This is a genomic window from Klebsiella sp. WOUb02, from assembly GCF_050058015.1.
In the GTDB taxonomy this organism is placed as follows: Bacteria; Pseudomonadota; Gammaproteobacteria; order Enterobacterales; family Enterobacteriaceae; genus Klebsiella.
This window is the reverse complement of sequence record NZ_CP170110.1, coordinates 2,626,053-2,643,933: the sequence shown is the minus strand read 5'-3', so window position 1 is coordinate 2,643,933 and position 17,881 is coordinate 2,626,053. Positions and strand designations below refer to the sequence as shown.

At 57.8% G+C, this 17,881-nt stretch carries 17 protein-coding genes and 1 pseudogene; 16 read left to right on the top strand and 2 right to left on the bottom strand.

What is annotated here, in order from left to right; translation table 11 throughout:
• Window positions 1-3 precede the first annotated feature (3 nt).
• From ABOC21_RS19755 to ABOC21_RS19720, 8 genes and pseudogenes are all read left to right on the top strand, one after another.
• Window positions 4-1,242 carry an NADH:ubiquinone reductase (Na(+)-transporting) subunit B gene (locus ABOC21_RS19755; RefSeq protein WP_426812986.1) on the top strand — a complete coding sequence of 413 codons (1,239 nt, stop codon included), beginning with the start codon at window positions 4-6 and terminating at the stop codon, window positions 1,240-1,242.
• Window positions 1,235-2,029, top strand: coding sequence for a Na(+)-translocating NADH-quinone reductase subunit C (locus ABOC21_RS19750; RefSeq protein WP_426812985.1), 795 nt, complete (start codon window positions 1,235-1,237; stop codon window positions 2,027-2,029). Before ABOC21_RS19755 ends, ABOC21_RS19750 begins: the two co-directional genes overlap by 8 nt.
• Window positions 2,022-2,660, top strand: a complete 639-nt coding sequence (locus ABOC21_RS19745) for an NADH:ubiquinone reductase (Na(+)-transporting) subunit D (protein WP_426812984.1) — start codon at window positions 2,022-2,024, stop codon at window positions 2,658-2,660. The genes ABOC21_RS19750 and ABOC21_RS19745 overlap by 8 nt, the downstream gene beginning before the upstream one ends.
• A 3-nt stretch (window positions 2,661-2,663) precedes the next feature.
• A complete protein-coding gene (gene nqrE / locus ABOC21_RS19740) occupies window positions 2,664-3,263 on the top strand; it encodes an NADH:ubiquinone reductase (Na(+)-transporting) subunit E (protein ID WP_095105563.1) in 600 nt (199 codons plus the stop codon).
• Window positions 3,264-3,274: 11 nt separating this feature from the next.
• Entirely contained in the window at window positions 3,275-4,498 is a 1,224-nt protein-coding gene (nqrF, locus tag ABOC21_RS19735; RefSeq protein WP_426812983.1) for an NADH:ubiquinone reductase (Na(+)-transporting) subunit F, read from the top strand.
• Window positions 4,499-4,501: 3 nt separating this feature from the next.
• Window positions 4,502-4,717 (top strand): (Na+)-NQR maturation NqrM, encoded by a 216-nt coding sequence (nqrM, locus tag ABOC21_RS19730; protein WP_426812982.1) that lies wholly within the window; start codon window positions 4,502-4,504, stop codon window positions 4,715-4,717.
• 139 nt (window positions 4,718-4,856) lie between these two features.
• Window positions 4,857-5,913: pseudogene (gene dinB / locus ABOC21_RS19725) on the top strand (DNA polymerase IV).
• Between the two features lie 5 nt (window positions 5,914-5,918).
• Entirely contained in the window at window positions 5,919-6,371 is a 453-nt protein-coding gene (locus ABOC21_RS19720; protein WP_426815542.1) for a GNAT family N-acetyltransferase, read from the top strand.
• 40 nt (window positions 6,372-6,411) lie between these two features.
• Here the strand turns inward: ABOC21_RS19720 and pepD are convergent, their stop codons facing one another.
• Complete coding sequence (gene pepD, locus ABOC21_RS19715; RefSeq protein WP_426812981.1) at window positions 6,412-7,869, bottom strand: cytosol nonspecific dipeptidase; 1,458 nt, start codon at window positions 7,867-7,869, stop codon at window positions 6,412-6,414.
• Between the two features lie 257 nt (window positions 7,870-8,126).
• Here pepD and gpt point away from each other — a divergent pair, with 257 nt between their 5' ends.
• From gpt to ABOC21_RS19695, 4 genes are all read left to right on the top strand, one after another.
• Complete coding sequence (gene gpt / locus ABOC21_RS19710; protein ID WP_041144180.1) at window positions 8,127-8,585, top strand: xanthine phosphoribosyltransferase; 459 nt, start codon at window positions 8,127-8,129, stop codon at window positions 8,583-8,585.
• Window positions 8,586-8,691: 106 nt separating this feature from the next.
• A complete protein-coding gene (frsA, locus tag ABOC21_RS19705) occupies window positions 8,692-9,936 on the top strand; it encodes an esterase FrsA (RefSeq protein WP_426812980.1) in 1,245 nt (414 codons plus the stop codon).
• A gap of 57 nt (window positions 9,937-9,993) precedes the next feature.
• On the top strand, window positions 9,994-10,392 hold the full coding sequence (gene crl / locus ABOC21_RS19700; protein ID WP_426812979.1) for a sigma factor-binding protein Crl: 399 nt from the start codon (window positions 9,994-9,996) through the stop codon (window positions 10,390-10,392).
• Window positions 10,393-10,533: 141 nt separating this feature from the next.
• A protein-coding gene (locus ABOC21_RS19695; protein WP_426812222.1) for an IS5 family transposase occupies window positions 10,534-11,378 on the top strand; the annotation gives its coding sequence in 2 pieces (ribosomal slippage) (window positions 10,534-10,879 and window positions 10,879-11,378; 846 coding nt in all).
• Window positions 11,379-11,535: 157 nt separating this feature from the next.
• On the opposite strand, the gene gabD is transcribed toward ABOC21_RS19695, so the two are convergent.
• On the bottom strand, window positions 11,536-12,984 hold the full coding sequence (gene gabD / locus ABOC21_RS19690) for an NADP-dependent succinate-semialdehyde dehydrogenase (RefSeq protein ID WP_426812978.1): 1,449 nt from the start codon (window positions 12,982-12,984) through the stop codon (window positions 11,536-11,538).
• 462 nt (window positions 12,985-13,446) lie between these two features.
• Here gabD and ABOC21_RS19685 point away from each other — a divergent pair, with 462 nt between their 5' ends.
• The 4 genes from ABOC21_RS19685 to ABOC21_RS19670 all read left to right on the top strand — a co-directional run bounded on the left by ABOC21_RS19685 (window position 13,447) and on the right by ABOC21_RS19670 (window position 17,847).
• Entirely contained in the window at window positions 13,447-14,493 is a 1,047-nt protein-coding gene (locus tag ABOC21_RS19685; protein ID WP_426812977.1) for a TRAP transporter substrate-binding protein, read from the top strand.
• A 74-nt stretch (window positions 14,494-14,567) separates the two neighbouring features.
• Window positions 14,568-16,442, top strand: a complete 1,875-nt coding sequence (locus ABOC21_RS19680) for a TRAP transporter large permease subunit (RefSeq protein ID WP_426812976.1) — start codon at window positions 14,568-14,570, stop codon at window positions 16,440-16,442.
• 174 nt (window positions 16,443-16,616) lie between these two features.
• Window positions 16,617-17,381 carry an SDR family NAD(P)-dependent oxidoreductase gene (locus ABOC21_RS19675; RefSeq protein WP_426812975.1) on the top strand — a complete coding sequence of 255 codons (765 nt, stop codon included), beginning with the start codon at window positions 16,617-16,619 and terminating at the stop codon, window positions 17,379-17,381.
• Window positions 17,382-17,427: 46 nt separating this feature from the next.
• Window positions 17,428-17,847 carry an RbsD/FucU family protein gene (locus tag ABOC21_RS19670; RefSeq protein ID WP_426812974.1) on the top strand — a complete coding sequence of 140 codons (420 nt, stop codon included), beginning with the start codon at window positions 17,428-17,430 and terminating at the stop codon, window positions 17,845-17,847.
• Window positions 17,848-17,881 lie beyond the last annotated feature (34 nt).

Genomic DNA, 17,881 nt, shown 5'->3' with positions numbered 1-17,881 from the left:
GTGATGGGCTTAAAGCAGCTGTTTGACAAACTTGAGCCGCACTTTACGCACGGCGGCAGGCTGGAAAAATACTACCCGCTGTTCGAAGCGACGGCGACGATACTCTACACTCCCGGTCAGGTGACGCGCGGCGCCGCTCACGTACGCGACGCCATCGATCTGAAGCGCATGATGATCCTGGTGTGGCTCGCCGTATTCCCGGCCATGTTCTGGGGCATGTATAACGTGGGCCTGCAAACGCTCTCCGCGCTGCACAAGCTGTACGGCGCGGAGCAGCTGCCGCAGATTATTGCCGGCGACTGGCACTATGGCCTGGCGCAGTGGCTGGGGGCGAGCTTCGCCGCGGATGCGGGCTGGCTAAGCATGATGACCCTCGGCGCGGCGTTTTTCCTGCCTATCTATATGACGGTGTTTATCGTCGGCGGCTTCTGGGAAGTGCTGTTTGCTATCGTGCGCAAGCACGAGATCAACGAAGGATTTTTCGTCACCTCGATCCTCTTCGCGCTGATCGTTCCTCCCACGCTGCCGCTGTGGCAGGCCGCGCTGGGCATCTCCTTCGGCGTGGTTATCGCTAAAGAGATTTTTGGCGGCACCGGGCGTAATTTCCTGAACCCGGCGCTGGCGGGGCGCGCGTTCCTGTTTTTTGCCTGGCCGGCACAAATCTCCGGCGACCTGGTATGGACCGCTGCGGACGGTTTTTCCGGCGCGACGCCGCTGTCCCAGTGGGCGAGCGGCGGCGGTGAAGCGCTGGTGAACGTGACCAGCGGCCAGCCGGTTAGCTGGATGGACGCCTTCCTCGGCAACATTCCCGGCTCCATCGGCGAAGTTTCAACGCTGATGATCCTGATTGGCGGCGCGCTCATTATCTTCGGGCGCATTGCCTCGTGGCGCATCGTTGCCGGCGTGATGATCGGCATGGTGGCGACCGCGACGCTGTTTAATTTCATCGGCTCGGATACTAACCCGCTATTTGCCATGCCGTGGTACTGGCATCTGGTGCTCGGCGGTTTTGCCTTCGGCATGATGTTTATGGCGACGGACCCGGTATCGGCGTCGTTTACCGATAAAGGCAAATGGAGCTACGGCCTGCTGATCGGCGTGATGTGCGTGCTGATTCGGGTGGCCAACCCGGCCTATCCGGAAGGGATGATGCTGGCGATCCTTTTCGCCAACCTCTTTGCGCCGCTATTCGATTACCTGGTGGTGCAGGCCAATATTAAGCGGAGGAGGTCGCGTGGCTGAGAATAAAGGTAACGATAGCATCGGCAAAACGCTGCTGGTGGTGCTGGTGCTTTGCCTGGTCTGCTCTATCGTGGTTGCCGGCTCCGCCGTGGGCCTGAAGTCACGCCAGCAGGAGCAGCGCGAGCTGGATAAACAGCGCAATATCCTCGCCGTATCCGGGCTGAGAACGCCGAAGATGAGCGCCGAGGAGGTGGAGCGCGTTTTTGCCGCCCGTATCTCGCCGCGGCTGGTGGATTTAGCCAGCGGCGAGCTGCTGGATAAAGATCCGGGCAAGTTCAATCAGGCGCGGGCGCTGAAGGATCCTGAGCAAAGCATCTCGCTGGACGTCAGCCAGGACCCTGCGGGCATCAAACATCGGAGCAATATTGTCGAAATTTACCTGGTGCGCGATGAGCAGCAGCAGATTCAGGAAGTGATCCTGCCGATTTACGGCAACGGTCTGTGGTCGATGATGTACGCCTTCGTGGCGCTGGCTACCGATGGTCGTACGATTAAGGGCCTGACCTATTACGATCATGGCGAAACGCCGGGGCTGGGCGGTGAGGTGGAAAACCCCATCTGGCGGCAGCAGTTTATCGGCAAGCAGGTGCTTGACGATAGCGGCCATCCGGCGCTGAAGGTGGTGAAGGGCGGGGCGCATCCGGGAGATATCCACGCCGTTGACGGCCTGTCCGGAGCGACGCTGACCTCCAACGGCGTGCAGCATAGTTTTGATTTCTGGATGGGCGAGCTGGGCTTCGGCCCGTTTTTGCAAAGAGTGCGTGACGGAGAGCTGAATAATGGCTGAAACAGGCGATACGCAAGAGATGAAGCGCGTACTGGTGGGGCCGCTGCTGGCCAATAACCCCATTACGCTGCAGGTGCTGGGGGTCTGTTCGGCGCTGGCGGTGACCACTAAGCTGGAAACCGCGCTGGTGATGACCCTCGCGGTCACGCTGGTGACGGCATTCTCCAGCATGTTTATCTCGATGATCCGCCACCATATTCCCAACAGCGTGCGCATTATCGTGCAGATGACGATCGTCGCCTCGCTGGTGATTGTGGTGGACCAGCTGCTGCGCGCCTTTGCCTATGAGACCTCCCGGCAGCTGTCGGTATTTGTCGGGCTGATCATCACCAACTGCATCGTGATGGGCCGGGCGGAAGGGTACGCCATGAAGTCGCCGCCGCTGGCCAGCTTTATGGACGGTATCGGCAACGGACTGGGCTATGGCGCCATTCTGATTGTGGTCGGTTTCCTGCGCGAGCTTATCGGCAGCGGCAAGCTGTTCGGCGTCACCGTGCTGGAGACGGTGCAGAACGGCGGCTGGTATCAGCCGAACGGCCTGTTCCTGCTGGCGCCGAGCGCCTTCTTTATTATCGGTTTGCTGATTTGGGCGCTGCGCAGCTGGAAGCCGGAACAGCAGGAAAAGGAGTAAACGATGACGGCTCACTATATCAGCCTGTTTGTCCGCGCCGTATTTGTAGAGAACATGGCGCTGGCCTTCTTCCTCGGGATGTGTACCTTCCTCGCGGTGTCGAAAAAGGTCTCCACCGCCTTTGGTCTTGGCCTGACGGTCACCATCGTGCTTGGGCTGGCTGTACCGATCAATAACCTGATCTATAACCTGGTGCTGCGCGACGGGGCGCTGGCGGAGGGCGTCGATTTAAGTTTTCTCAACTTTATTACCTTTATCGGCGTGATCGCCGCGCTGGTGCAGATCCTCGAGATGATCCTCGATAAGTATTTCCCGGCGTTATACCACGCGCTGGGGATCTTCCTGCCGCTGATCGCCGTGCACTGTGCGATCTTTGGCGGCGTCTCCTTCATGGTGCAGCGTGACTACAATTTCCCGGAATCCATTGTTTATGGCTTCGGTTCCGGTATCGGCTGGACGCTGGCGATTGTCGCCCTGGCGGGCATCCGGGAAAGAATGAAATATGCCAACGTACCCGCCGGCCTGCGCGGGTTAGGGATCACCTTTATTACCACCGGTCTGATGGCGCTGGGCTTTATGTCATTCTCCGGCGTGCAGCTATAAGGGCGGAAAGTATGGAAATTATTCTTGGCGTCGTGATGTTCACCCTGATCGTGCTGGTGCTTTCGGGGCTGATCCTCGCCGCGCGTTCAAAGCTGGTCAACGCCGGTGACGTGGTTATTGAAATTAATAACGAGGCGGACAGGCAAATCCGCACATCGGCGGGCGATAAGCTGCTGAATACGCTGTCCAGCAACGGAATCTTTGTCTCCTCCGCCTGCGGCGGCGGCGGTTCCTGCGGCCAGTGTCGGGTGACGGTGAAAGAGGGCGGCGGCGATATCCTGCCGACCGAGCTTTCCCATATCACCAGGAGGGAGGCGAAAGAGGGCTGCCGGCTGGCCTGTCAGGTGGCGGTGAAGCAAAACATGAAGATCGAGCTTCCGGAAGAGATCTTCGGGGTCAAAAAATGGCAATGCGAAGTGATCTCCAATGATAACAAAGCGACGTTTATCAAAGAGCTGAAGCTGCGCGTGCCGGATGGCGAAGTTGTGCCGTTCCGCGCCGGGGGATATATCCAGATCGAGTGTCCGTCGCACAAGGTGGCGTATGCTGACTTCGACGTGCCGGACGAGTACCGCGCCGACTGGGATAAGTTTAACCTGTTCCGCTACGTCTCCGAGGTAAAAGAGCCAACCCTGCGTGCATACTCGATGGCTAACTACCCGGACGAGAAGGGCATCATCATGCTCAACGTGCGTATTGCCACGCCGCCGCCGAAGGTGCCGGACGCGCCGCCGGGCATGATGTCTTCCTATATCTGGTCGCTGAAGCCCGGTGATGAGGTGACCATTTCCGGACCGTTCGGCGAATTTTTTGCCAAAGATACCGACGCTGAAATGGTCTTTATCGGCGGCGGGGCCGGCATGGCGCCGATGCGTTCGCATATTTTCGACCAGCTCAAGCGGCTGTACAGCGGGCGTAAAATCAGCTTCTGGTACGGCGCGCGCTCGCTGCGCGAAATGTTCTACGACGATGAATTCGCCCAGTTGGCGCGGGAAAATCCTAACTTTACCTTCCACGTAGCGCTGTCCGATCCGCTGCCGGAAGATAGCTGGAATGGGCACACCGGCTTCATCCACAACGTGCTCTATGAGAACTACCTGCGCGATCATCCGGCGCCGGAGGAGTGCGAGTTTTATATGTGCGGGCCGCCGGTGATGAATGCGGCGGTCATTAAGATGCTGAAAGATCTCGGCGTTGAGGATGAAAACATCCTGCTGGATGACTTTGGAGGTTGATCGATGTGGACCCTGTTTTTCGCCACCTTTGTGATTTTCGCCCTGGTGATTCTGGGGATGTCGGTGGGCTATCTGGTGAAGCGCAAAAGCCTGCAGGGGAGCTGCGGCGGGATCGCTTCGCTGGGGCTGGAAAAGGTCTGCGACTGTCCGGAGCCGTGCGCTGCGCGGAAAAAACGCCTGGCGCGGGCAGCGCAGCGGCAGCGGGACCGGATCCTGTAATCACCTCTGGCTGGCCTGATTAACGTTCCGGCCGCACTCAGCGACGCCGGGATTTAACGTCGGCGCATTTTGGCTCCCCTCTCTTCTCATTGAACGGAATTGTGCTGTATACTTGTCCAGTGGTCAGTGAGGGCTAGCTATGCGCAAAATCATCCATGTTGATATGGACTGCTTCTTTGCCGCGGTCGAAATGCGCGATAACCCGGCGTTGCGGGATATTCCCATCGCCATCGGCGGCAGCCGGGTCCAGCGGGGGGTCATCAGTACCGCCAACTATCCGGCGCGTAAGTTTGGCGTGCGTAGCGCCATGCCAACGGCGATGGCGCTGAAGCTTTGCCCGCACCTGACGCTGCTTCCGGGGCGCTTTGACGCCTACAAAGAGGCATCGGCCCATATCCGGGAAATTTTCTCGCGCTACACCTCGCTTATTGAACCCCTCTCGCTCGATGAGGCGTTTCTTGACGTCAGCGACAGCCTCCAGTGCCAGGGCTCGGCGACGCTGATGGCGGAGGAGATCCGCCAAACCATTCAGCGTGAGCTGCAGACTCACCGCCTCCGCCGGCATCGCACCGGTGAAATTTCTCGCCAAAATCGCCTCCGATCTGAATAAACCCAACGGCCAGTTTGTGATTGCGCCGCATCAGGTCGCAGAGTTCGTCAGAACCCTGCCGCTGGCGAAAATACCCGGCGTGGGGAAAGTCTCCGCGGCAAAGCTGGAAAATATGGGGCTGCGCACCTGCGAAGATGTGCAGAAAAGCGATCTGGCGATGCTGCTCAAGCGCTTTGGTAAATTCGGCCGCATCCTGTGGGAGAGGAGCCAGGGCATCGACGAGCGGGAAATCAACAATACGCGGCAGCGTAAATCGGTGGGCGTCGAGCGTACGCTGGCGGAGGATATTCACCGGTGGGGCGACTGTGAGGTGATTATCGAGAACCTCTACCAGGAGCTGGAGCGGCGGCTGATCAAGGTTAAGCCGGATCTGCTGATTGCCCGCCAGGGGGTAAAGCTCAAATTTAATGATTTTCAGCAAACCACCCAGGAGCACGTCTGGCCGCGGCTGAGTAAAGACGATTTGCTCGCCACGGCCTACAAAGCCTGGCATGAGCGGCGCGGCGGCCGCGGGGTGCGGCTGGTGGGGCTGCACGTTACGTTACTCGATCCCCAGCTGGAGCGGCAGCTGGTTCTGGGACTATAGCTATGCTGCAGATAAGAGATTATCAGGATGACGATTTTTCCGCGCTGGGCGCCATTTTTCTGCGCGCGATTCGTGAGACCGCCAGCGGCGACTATTCGCCGCGGCAAATTGCCGCCTGGGCGCAGGTCGATGAGGCCCGCTGGCGGCAAAAAATGCGCGACTCCCGGGTACTGGTGGCGGTGATTGAGCGGCAGCCGGTCGGCTTTATTAGCGCCATCGACGGCTATATCGATCTCCTGTTTGTCGCTCCCGAACGCTCCCGTCAGGGGATTGCCGGGGCGCTGCTCGCGGAGTTGTGCAGGCAAATTCCGCAGGGGACGCTGACGGTTGCGGCCAGCATCACGGCGAAACCGTGCTTTGCGCGTCATGGCTTCAGAGTGGTGGAAGAACAGCGGGTGGAAGTCCGCGGCGAGAGGTTTATCAATTATCGCATGGAGAAGGTGAGGGAGCCCGAATAGGGCGCAACGCGCCGTACCCGAGCTCTTTGCGCGGCGGAATTTATTTCGCCGGAATCGCTTTTAGCAGTTCAGTCAGCAGCGTCCAGTACTGGCCAACGCTTTCGATATGAACCTGCTCATCCGGAGAGTGCGGCCCGGTAATGGTCGGCCCAATGGAAACCATATCCATATCCGGGTACGGCTTCTTGAACAGACCGCACTCCAGGCCGGCGTGAATAATCTGGATATTCGGCGTCTTGTTGAACAGACGCTGATAGGTTTCACGCACCAGATGCATCACCGGTGAGTTTGCATCCGGCTGCCAGCCCGGGTAAGCGCCCCTGGCTTCGGTTTTAGCGCCCGCCAGTTTGCCTAACGAATCCAGCATGCTGACGACGTAGTCTTTGCCGCTGTCGATCAGGGAGCGGATCAGGCAGTGGATTTCAACGTTATCATCGGTCATGGTGACTACGCCGACGTTGAGGGAGGTTTCGACCACGCCCTTCGCCACGTCGGAGTTACGGATCACGCCGTTTGGCGTGGCGTTCAGCAGACGAACGAAGCCGTCGCGAGACTGCGCCGTCAGCGCGGCTTTATCCGTCGTAACGGCGTCCAGCAGCAGGACCAGATTCTTCTCTTTGGCCGCCAGCTCGTTTTTGAGGATCTCCTGGTAGCCGTTGACCAGGGCCGCCAGGGCGTCGCTCTTGTCGGCCGCTACCGCAACGGTGGCGAAGGCTTCACGCGGAATGGCGTTGCGCAGGGTGCCGCCGTTGAAATCAACCAGGCGCAGGTCCAGCTCGGCGGCGTGAGCGGCGAGGAAGCGGGCCAGCAGCTTGTTGGCATTCCCCAGGCCGACGTGAATTTCACCGCCGGAGTGGCCGCCTTTCAGCCCTTTTAACGTCAGCTTAAAGCTGTGGAAACCGGCCGGGATCGCTTCGCGCGCCAGCGGCAGGTTGGAGGTGAAGTCGATACCGCCGGCGCAACCCATATAGATTTCGCCTTCTTCTTCCGAGTCGGTATTAATCAGGATATCGGCCTGCAGCCAGTTGGCCTGTAGGCCAAACGCGCCGTCCATACCGGCTTCTTCGGTCATGGTCAGCAGCACTTCCAGCGGACCGTGTTCGACGGAGTCATCGGCCAGCACCGCCAGAGCGGAAGCCATGCCGATGCCGTTATCCGCGCCCAGGGTGGTCCCGCGGGCTTTGACCCACTCGCCGTCGATATACGGCTGAATCGGATCTTTAGTAAAGTCGTGAACGGTATCGTTGTTTTTCTGCGGCACCATATCGAGGTGCGCCTGCAGCACGACCGGTTTACGGTTTTCCATTCCGGCGGTAGCGGCCTTACGAATCAGAATGTTGCCAACCTGGTCGCGTTCTGCATGTAAGCCTTTTTCTTTTGCCCAGCCCATGATGTGTTCAGCGAGTTGTTCTTCGTGATAGGAAGGGTGGGGAATGGAGCAGATTTTGGCAAAAATATCCCACAGCGGCTGCGGGGATAATTGAGACAGTTCAGACACGATGAGTCTCCTTACGATCGTCTGCAAAATTCTTTTGCAGGTCGAGGGTTAGCAATAGAATACACGACAAGCGGGAGCTTGCGCGGTGGGGTTGAGAATACCACTTTCCACGCTAACGGGTAGTGGAAACAGCGCAAAAAGCGTCGCCAGGGCCGCTTAATACTGGTTTTTAGCGCTTCAGATCTCTATAATCTCGCGCAACCATTTTCCCCCTCGAACATTATTTAAGCCGTATAACACAGGCTGGGACACTTCACATGAGCGAAAAATACGTCGTCACCTGGGACATGTTGCAGATTCACGCCCGCAAGCTGGCAAGTCGCCTGATGCCTTCTGAACAATGGAAAGGCATTATTGCCGTTAGCCGCGGTGGTCTGGTGCCGGGCGCGCTGCTGGCGCGTGAGCTGGGTATTCGTCATGTTGATACCGTTTGTATCTCCAGCTATGACCACGATAACCAGCGTGAGCTGACCGTCCTTAAGCGTGCTGAAGGTGATGGTGAGGGATTCATCGTGATTGATGACCTGGTTGATACCGGCGGCACCGCGGTCGCCATCCGCGAAATGTACCCAAAAGCACACTTCGTTACTATTTTCGCCAAGCCGGCCGGTCGTCCGCTGGTTGACGATTACGTAGTTGATATTCCTCAGGAAACCTGGATTGAACAGCCGTGGGATATGGGCGTGGTCTTCGTACCGCCTATCTCAGGCCGTTAATTTTCAAGGCAAGTGCTATTTACCACGCCCGGTTTTGCCGGGCGTGGTTTTTTTTGCCTGTTAGCAGGTTACAATAGCCGCGGTGGCGACACGATGGAGACTGCACATGTCACAGGCTAACCTCAGCGAAACGCTGTTTAAACCTCGATTCAAACATCCAGAAACCTCTACGCTGGTGCGTCGGTTTGCCTCCGGCTCGCAGCAGCCGATCCACTCCGCGCTTGATGGCAGCAACGTCGATCGCTGGTATCGCCTGATTAATCGGCTGATGTGGATCCGCCGCGGCGTGACGCCGCAGGAGATCCTTGACGTGCAGGCGCGCATCGTCATGAGCGATGCGGAGCGCACCAACCCGGAGCTGTACGACACCGTCGTGGGCTATCGCGGCGGCAACTGGATTTTCGAATGGTCTAAACAGGCTATGATTTGGCAGCAAATGGCGGGCCAGGAAATGGACCTTGAGCTCAGCGGCCGTCGCTGGCTGCACGCGTCCAACCTCTACAGTATTGCCGCCTATCCGCATATTAAAGGCGATGAGCTTGCCGATCAGGCGCAGGCGCTGGCCAACCGGGCCTATGAAGAGGCCGCGCAGCGCCTGCCCGGCGAGCTGCGCGAGATCGAATTCCCGGTCCCCGGCGGTCTGCCGGTAAGCGGTTTTTTACATCTGCCAAAAGGCGAAGGCCCGTTCCCGGTGGTCATGATGTGCGGCGGCCTGGACTCGCTGCAGACCGATTACTACAGCCTGTATGAAGACTATTTTGCCCCGCTGGGAATAGCGATGCTGACCCTCGATCTGCCTTCCATCGGCTTTTCATCGAAATGGAAGCTGACCCAGGACACCAGCCTGCTGCACCAGCACGCGCTGCGGCATCTGCAAAACGTTCCGTGGGTCGACCATACCCGGGTTGCGGCGTTCGGCTTCCGCTTTGGCGCCAATATTGCCGTCCGGCTCGGCTACCTTGAGTCGCAGCGCCTGAAGGCCATTGCCTGTCTGGGGCCGGTGGTGCATAACCTGCTGGTTGACCCGTTGCATCAGGGACGAGTCCCTGAAATGTATCTTGACGTGCTGGCGTCGCGCCTGGGGATGCACGATGCCTCTGACGAAGCGCTGCGCATTGAGCTGAACCGTTATTCATTAAAAACGCAGGGACTGCTGGGACGCCGCTGCCCGACGCCGATGTTCTCAGGCTACTGGAAAAACGATCCTTTCAGCCCGGAAGAGGAGTCGCGTTTAATTGCCTCGTCATCTGCCGATGGCAAGCTGCTCGAGATCCCATCGAAGCCGATTTACCGCAGCTTTGATCACGCATTGCGACAGATTAGCCGATGGATCAATCATAGATTTAGTTAACATATTGCTAAATTTTATTGATTTGGTAAAACAGTTGCATCACTAAAGGAGATCGCAATGACGTTACCGAGTGGACACCTGAAGAGTAAGCTGATTAAGAAATTCACGGCTCTTGGCCCCTATATCCGCGAAGAGCAGTGTGAAGATAACCGCTTCTTTTTCGATTGCCTGGCAGTTTGCGTCAACGTTAAACCGGCGCCGGAAAAACGAGAGTTTTGGGGATGGTGGATGGAGATGGAAGCGCAGGCGTCGCGCTTCACGTACAGCTATCAGTTTGGTTTGTTCGATAAAGAAGGGGTGTGGCGGCCGGTGGCTATCGACGATCCTGAAGTTAGCGAGCGGCTTGAAAAAACGCTACGTGATTTCCACACCAGGGCCAACGCGCTGCTGGCGACGTTCAGCCTGAAGCTTGAACCGGCTGATGATTTTAGCGAGCCCGTCAGGCTGAGAGCCTGACGCCTCGTCCGTAGTCCACACCGAGCGAAAATGTCCATGCCCTACGGCATGGATTTTTTTTGCCTGGAAAATCTTTTACTAGGCTGTGTCCCGTAATCACCTGAGCTATAGTAACTGTCTGTTTCCACAACATATTAAACTATGGCTCGCTACGACATTCCCGATGAAGCATGGACTATCATCCAACCCTTTCTGCCAGCAGCGTCTGCCTCTCCACAGGCCGGGCGTCCGTGGGCGGAGCATCGTATGATCATCAACGGCATGTTCTGGGTGCTGTGTTCAGGTGCACCATGGCGTGATTTACCTGAACGGTACGGCCCATGGAAGACCGTTTATAACCGCTTTAACCGATGGTCAAAATCGGGTGTGATTAACATTATTTTCAACAAGTTACTTTCAGCTCTGGATGCACATGGCCTCGTGGACTGGTCGGCCACTGCACTGGATGGCAGCAATATCCGGGCGCTGAAATGTGCTGCCGGTGCGCAAAAAAACAACCCGATATCACCGGAGATAATGGGCTGGGTCGCTCTCGCGGTGGTTTTGGCACCAAAATTCATCTGGCGACAGACGGAAGTGGTCTGCCGTTAAACATCGTACTGAGTCCCGGTCAGGCTCACGAAAGCCAGTTTGCACAACGTCTTCTGGACGGTATCGGTGTTCAGCGCCAGAACGGAAGTATCAAGCGCCGTGGTCATGCAGTACTGGCTGATAAAGCCTACTCCGGACATGCGTTACGTAACGAACTGAAAAGAAGAGGGATAAAAGTTGTCATCCCGCGTAAATCCAATGAAAAAATGGCCACAGATGGTCGTTCACCACTCGATCGTGAAGCCTACCGCAATCGCAATGTTGTTGAGAGGTGCTTTGGTCGCCTGAAAGAATACCGCCGCATTGCCACACGTTACGACAAAACGGCGAGGAATTATCTGGCGATGGTGAAACTGGGTTGCATCCGATTGTTTTACAAGAGGTTATGTAATTAAGGGACACAGCCTAATGCTAAATTCCGCAGGCTTACTCTGTTCCCCTGTTTGCTGCAGTTTTCCCTCCATCGCCCGCTGAATCAGCGGAATTGGCGTCAGCAGATGCTGGCGCCGCTTATCTTCCGGCATGGCAACCGGCATCGCCGCCGGTACGACCCTACAGGCTAATGCACATATATTTGATTTCTAAGTAATCATCTATGCCATACTTCGAGCCTTCGCGGCCGAGCCCGGAGGCCTTAACGCCGCCAAAAGGCGCGACTTCATTGGAGATAAGGCCGGTATTGATCCCGACGATCCCGTACTCCAGCGCCTCGCCGACGCGGAAGACGCGGCTCATATCGCGGGCGTAGAAATAGGCCGCCAGGCCGAATTCGGTATCGTTGGCCTGACGGATAACGTCCGCCTCGTCTTTAAAGCGGAACAGCGGGGCCAGCGGGCCAAAGGTCTCCTCTTTGGCAACCTTCGCGCTATCGGGAACGTCCAGCAGGATCGTCGGCTGGAAGAAGTTACCGCCAAGCTCGTGCACCTTGCCGCCGGTCGCGATCCGCGCGCCTTTGGCGACGGCGTCGGCAATATGCTCCTGCACTTTAGCGACCGCCTTGTCATCAATCAGCGGCCCGGTGGTGACGCCGCTTTGCAGGCCATCGCCGAGCTGCAGCTTTTCCACCGCCTGCTGTAGCTTCGCGGCAAAGCGTTCGTAAACGCCCTCCTGCACGTACAGGCGATTGGCGCAAACGCAGGTCTGCCCGGCGTTGCGGAACTTGGAGGCCAGCGCGCCCTCAACCGCTTTATCGAGATCGGCATCGTCAAATACGATAAACGGCGCGTTGCCGCCGAGCTCGAGGGAGACTTTCTTAATATCCTGGGCACACTGCGCCATCAGCTGACGGCCAATTTCCGTCGAACCGGTAAACGACAGCTTGCGCACCAGCGGGTTGCCGGTCAGCGCGCTGCCGACCTCTCCGGCGGAACCGGTCACCACGCTGAAGACGCCGTCAGGAATGCCGGCGCGGCGGGCCAGCTCGGCCAGCGCCAGGGCGGAGAAGGGGGTCTGGCTGGCAGGTTTGAGCACCATGGTACAGCCTGCGGCCAGCGCCGGGCCGGCCTTACGGGTGATCATGGCGGCAGGGAAGTTCCACGGCGTGATGGCCGCGGTGACGCCAATCGGCTGTTTGATAACGATCAGGCGCTTATCCGCCTGATGGCCGGGAATGGTATCGCCGTAGACTCGCTTACCCTCTTCGGCAAACCATTCGATAAACGAGGCGGCGTAGCTGATTTCGCCCCTGGCTTCCGCCAGCGGTTTCCCCTGCTCCAGCGTCATCAGGCGCGCGAGGTCGTCCTGGTTCGCCACCATCAGATCGAACCAGCGGCGCAGGATCGTGGCCCGCTCTTTAGCCGTAAGCGCCCGCCAGGCCGGGAGCGCCCGGTTGGCGGCATCAATGGCCTCGTGGGTCTCATCGGCGCCCATTTTCGGCACTGAACCCAGCCGCTGGCCGTTGGCCGGGTTGGTGACCGTAATCACCTCGCCGCTGAGGGCATCGCGCCACTGGCCGTCGATAAATGCCTGCTGGCGGAACAAGGCTAAATCAGTAAGTTGCATGGTCATTTCCTGTCTCAGAACGTTTAACGGGTGAACGAAGTGCCCCAGCGTAGCGGAGAATGAAAAGTCGCGTTTGCGATAGCCTTCACGTTTACCGGCGATCGCTGTGCGAGGGTTGATACGGATTACCCGAGCGGTCCGCGCTGGCCTTGCACTCCTTAGCCGTTAAGTGTAGACGCCAAAGCCGCATGGCTGTGGCGGCTAAACAGTGACTAAACAGCGATGCCTCGTTGTGATGGTGTAATCCCTCGCGTTCATTTCGCGATATCAGCCACAAAATTAACACATCGCAGGCCATGGACCCGGGAAGCAACTTGCTTTTATTCGGGGAGGCGGATACGTTCTGTAACGTTACACTAAAACGTTACAGAAAACGTTGACCATCCGATTATGAGTGAAGTCCCTGGCGATTTAGCGAGGCCCAAAGGTGCTACAGACACCTCAACGGTACGTGAAAGGATCATGATGATGAAAATGAAACAGTTTTGTTCGGCCAGACGTATTTTAGCGTGCGCCTGTTTAAGCACGGCCCTGCTGGCGGGGAGCGCGGTGAACGCGGTGGCCCACGCGGCGCTGAATTTCCGCGTTTACTCCTCTCTGCCGGGGGACGACTCCTCCGCCCACTACATTTGGTACAGCCGTTTTCAGGAAAACCTCAACAACAACCCGAAGCTGAAGGGGCAGATCAAGCTCAACTATTTCGCCAATGGCATGCTGGGGAAAGAGGCCGACGCCACCCAGCAGGTGCGTATTGGCGCAATTAATATGATGATCTCCGGGACATCGATCTGGGCCACGCTGGTGCCGGAAATTGGCGTGCTGGATCTCGGCTACCTGTTTAAAGATTACGATCAGGTCGGCAAAACCCTCGACGGTAAGGCGGGTGAAAAGCTGTCGGCTTTAATGATGGAGAAGGCCAACGTGATCGTGCTGGGCTACGGCTATAACCTCGGCTCGCGCAATATTTATACCAAGAAGGCTATTGAAAAACCGGAAGATTTAAAGAATTTGAAAATTCGCGTTTTGCCGGTACCTAACTTCATCGCCACTCTGAACCATATGGGGGCGGTGGCGATTCCCATGCCGGGCGGGGAGGTCTATTCGAGCCTGCAGATGGGGGTGATCGACGGCGTAGAGCATGACGCCCCGACGATCTACTCGAGTAAATATTATGAAATTGTCAAAAATGGCACCCTGACCCGCCATAGCTACAACCCGCTGATGATCGCCATGAATAAGAAAAGCTTCGAGCAGATCCCGGCGGAGCTGCGCGGCGAGGTGCTGGCCGCGGCAAAAGAGGCAACCGATTATGAACGCCAGCAGGCCGCTAAAAAAGAGCAGGAGGCGATTAAGAACCTCGAGGCGAAGGGGGTCGTCTTCCGCGAAACCGATCGCCGCTATTTCTACCAGCAGGTGCAGCCGGTTTGGCAGGCGTTCCTTGACCAGTATCCGGATATGAAACCTATCGTTGATGAGATTACCGCCGCGGCGCCGGACGGCCAGCAGTAGCGAGGGAGCGCCGGCCTGCCGCCCTTCGCGGTGAACCGGCGCTGATATCCATGACCTTACACAGAGAGTTCAAGATGGCTGATATCTCTATTAAAGCAAAGGATGGGTGCGTCGCGCTGGCGCTACTCGGCAGGCTAAGTCGATTTTTGACGACCCTGACCGCCTGGGCCGGAGCGCTGGTGCTGTTTATCAACGTGCTGGTGGTATTCGCCTCGGTTATCTGGCGCTACGCGCTGCACTCTCCCATTCACTGGGCGGAAGAGGTGGCGCGCGCGCTGATGATTGCGCTGGTCTTTTTTGGCGTCGCAACGTCGACGGCAAAAGGGGGGCATATTGGCGTCGATCTGTTCCTACGCTTTCTGCCACAGCACGTCCGGCCGTATGTGGTGCACGCTAGCCGCTGGATCCTGTTTCTGGTTTCCGTCGGGCTGGTGGTCTCCAGCTATGACCTGGTGCAGGCCGCGCGGGTGCAGACTACCGAAACCGGTTTGCCGCAGATCATCTACGTTATTCCGGTGCTGATTGGCTCGCTGGTGATGATGGTCGCCGCCCTGGAGCTTGCCCTACGTGAGCGTGCCAGGGTTGTGCTGCTCAGCGGCGCCGGGATCCTCGCGCTCGCCGCGCTGGGCTACGTAAAGCTGTCGCTGATGGCCGATCCGGCCAGCGCGGCGGCCGGGCTGATGCTGATCTGCTTCGTCCTCGGAATTCTCGCCGGCGTGCCGATTGCGTTTACCCTTGGCATGTCGGCGATGGTGTTCTTTATCTGCGATCCGTCGCTGCCGTTTGTCTTCTTCTCCCAGCAGGTGGCGGCCGGGGTCGATCACTTTGTCCTGCTGGCGATCCCCTTCTTTTTGCTCGCTGGCGCGGCGATGGAGATCAACGGCATGTCCACGCGCCTCGTTGAGCTTATCGTGCGGGGAATGGGGCGCTTTCGCGGCGGTTTAAACATGACCACCGTCCTGTCGATGGCCTTCTTCTCGGGCATTTCAGGCTCCAAGCTGGCGGACGTCGCCGCGGTTGGCGGCGTGCTGATGCCGGCGGTACGGCGGGCGAAGCAGGATGGCGAGGAGGCGGCCGGCGTTTTCGCCGCCTCGGCGGTGATGGCCGAAACCATCCCACCGTGCGTAAACCTGATCGTGATGGGATTTGTGGCCAATATCTCGATCGGGGCGCTGTTTATTGCCGGCCTGGTGCCGGCGGCCTGTCTGCTGGTGCTGCTGCTGATTGCCGCCAACCGCTTTGGCGGCAAAATTAACGTCAGCGAGGCCTATCCCGTGCTGCGTCCGCGCGCCCAGCTCTATCTTGGCGCCGCCGTCGGGCTGGTGATGATCTTTATGATCGGCCGCGGGGTGATGATGGGGATCGCCACCTCGACCGAGATCTCCGCCTTTGCGGTGATCTACGCCATCGTAGTCGGGCGGCTGGCCTTTCGCGAGCTGACGTTCAAAGCCACGGTGAAGATGTTTATTGATATCGCCGCGATGTCCGGAGTGCTGCTGTTTATCGTCGCCTGCGCCACCAGCCTCTCCTATGCGTTGACGATACAGATGATCCCGCAGCAAATCGCCGGGCTGCTGGTCAGTATTGGCGTAGAGCAGGGGGCATGGCTATTCCTGCTGCTCACCATCCTTATTCTAATTATTTTCGGCGCGGTGCTGGAAGGCGCGCCGGCCCTGATTATCTTTGCCCCGATTCTGGTTCCGATTGCCGTTCAGCTTGGATTTAATCCGCTGCATTTCGGCATCATCATGATTATGGCAATGGGCTTCGGGCTATTTTCACCGCCCATCGGCCTGGGCTTATATACCACCTGCGCGATTTGCGGCGTGGAGATGAAGTACGTGATTCGACCGATGGCGAAATACCTGACGGTGGTGCTGGTTGGCATCATTATCGTGGCGATGGTGCCGCCGCTAACCACCTGGCTGCCGGCCCTCGCGGGTTACTAAGCGTTGTATTAATCGCAGTACAAGCCGGCGGCACCATTGCTATGCCGCCGAAATAATTGCCCGGAAGCTGAAATTTACTATGCCAGGGGGCAGGGGCGTCCACGTTCCAAAATTGGCCCTGGCGATAAATATTATTTTCTGGCGGCGTTGAGTCTGAATAACAGGAGTCTGAAAATGGGATCGTTAACGGCAAAAAAAGTATTTATTACCGGTGCTGAACAAGGTATTGGAAAAGAGACCGCCAGAAAGTTAATTGAGGCGGGATGTGATATTTATATTCACTATTTCAGCGGCGAAGAGGGGCCCAAAGAGCTGATGGCGATTGCCGAACAAAAAGGGCGCAAAGCGGCCTGCGGCTACGCTGATTTAACTAATGAAGCGGATGCCGCCCGCTGCGTGGCGGCAGCGGCGGAGTTTTTGGGCGGTATCGATATTGTGATCAACAACGTCGGCGGCATCATCGGCCGCAAGTGGCTCGGCGAAATTGACGCCCACTTCTGGCAGACCGTGATTGACGTCAATATGACCACTATGCTCAACGTGACCCAGCAGGCGCTACCGTGGCTGAAGTCCGCCCCGGATGGCGCCAGCATCGTGAATCTGGCCTCGCTCGCCGGACGCTCCGGCGGCCATTCGGGGTCGCTGGTTTACTCCACCACCAAAGGCGCGGTGCTGACGTGGACGCGATCGCTTGCCGCGGAGCTGGGGGCGTTTGGCATTCGGGTCAATGCGGTCGCTCCGGGCCTGATTCTGGGAACGCGTTTCCATAACCAGCACACCACCCAGGAATCTGCCGACCGCACGGTCCAGGAGATCCCTCTGGGACGGGCGGGCACGCCAGAGGATGTCTCAAGAGCCATCTGTTTCCTCGCCTCCGAGTACGATGGCTTTATTTCCGGGGCGACAATTGACATTAACGGCGGGATTTACCGGGCATAGCGGGAAGACGGGCGGCTAACGTCGCCCGTATTAAGAGAGCGTATTAATGATTAAGTCCGATATTATCCATCCTGATTTACTCCAGGCGCTGGCGCTGTGCGGGCATAAGGCCAATATTCTTATTGCCGATGCGAATTATTCTATTTTGACCAATAGCGCAGCGCAGGCGCGGGTTGTGTACCTGAACTTTTCTCCCGGCTTAATTGGCAGCGTGACGATCCTGCAAAAAGTGCTTGGCTATATTAACGTTGAAAAAGCGACGCTGATGGCCAGCCCGCCTGAGTTTGATAATACTATCGCGGGCGAATATCGTCGCGTTCTGACCGAAGCGGTCGCGCTTGAGTATATTGAGCGCAACGCCTTTTACGCGCGGGCAAAATCATCGGATACGCTGTTGGTCATTGCTTCTGGCGAAACCCGACGTTTTGCCAATATTCTGCTCACCGTCGGGCCGACGCTGGTGTGAAAAAGAGAAGCGCCCTGCGGGCTTCTCCGTACCT

What these genes read in the sequence shown, in the direction of transcription:
- ABOC21_RS19755 (WP_426812986.1), top strand. Translation starts at nt 4, where the DNA reads ATGGGCTTAAAGCAGCTGTTTGACAAACTTGAGCCGCACTTTACGCAC.
- ABOC21_RS19745 (WP_426812984.1), top strand. Translation starts at nt 2,022, where the DNA reads ATGGCTGAAACAGGCGATACGCAAGAGATGAAGCGCGTACTGGTGGGG.
- nqrE (WP_095105563.1), top strand. Translation starts at nt 2,664, where the DNA reads ATGACGGCTCACTATATCAGCCTGTTTGTCCGCGCCGTATTTGTAGAG.
- nqrF (WP_426812983.1), top strand. Translation starts at nt 3,275, where the DNA reads ATGGAAATTATTCTTGGCGTCGTGATGTTCACCCTGATCGTGCTGGTG.
- nqrM (WP_426812982.1), top strand. Translation starts at nt 4,502, where the DNA reads ATGTGGACCCTGTTTTTCGCCACCTTTGTGATTTTCGCCCTGGTGATT.
- gpt (WP_041144180.1), top strand. Translation starts at nt 8,127, where the DNA reads ATGAGCGAAAAATACGTCGTCACCTGGGACATGTTGCAGATTCACGCC.
- frsA (WP_426812980.1), top strand. Translation starts at nt 8,692, where the DNA reads ATGTCACAGGCTAACCTCAGCGAAACGCTGTTTAAACCTCGATTCAAA.
- crl (WP_426812979.1), top strand. Translation starts at nt 9,994, where the DNA reads ATGACGTTACCGAGTGGACACCTGAAGAGTAAGCTGATTAAGAAATTC.
- gabD (WP_426812978.1), bottom strand. Translation starts at nt 12,984, where the DNA reads ATGCAACTTACTGATTTAGCCTTGTTCCGCCAGCAGGCATTTATCGAC.
- ABOC21_RS19685 (WP_426812977.1), top strand. Translation starts at nt 13,447, where the DNA reads ATGATGATGAAAATGAAACAGTTTTGTTCGGCCAGACGTATTTTAGCG.
- ABOC21_RS19680 (WP_426812976.1), top strand. Translation starts at nt 14,568, where the DNA reads ATGGCTGATATCTCTATTAAAGCAAAGGATGGGTGCGTCGCGCTGGCG.
- ABOC21_RS19675 (WP_426812975.1), top strand. Translation starts at nt 16,617, where the DNA reads ATGGGATCGTTAACGGCAAAAAAAGTATTTATTACCGGTGCTGAACAA.
- ABOC21_RS19670 (WP_426812974.1), top strand. Translation starts at nt 17,428, where the DNA reads ATGATTAAGTCCGATATTATCCATCCTGATTTACTCCAGGCGCTGGCG.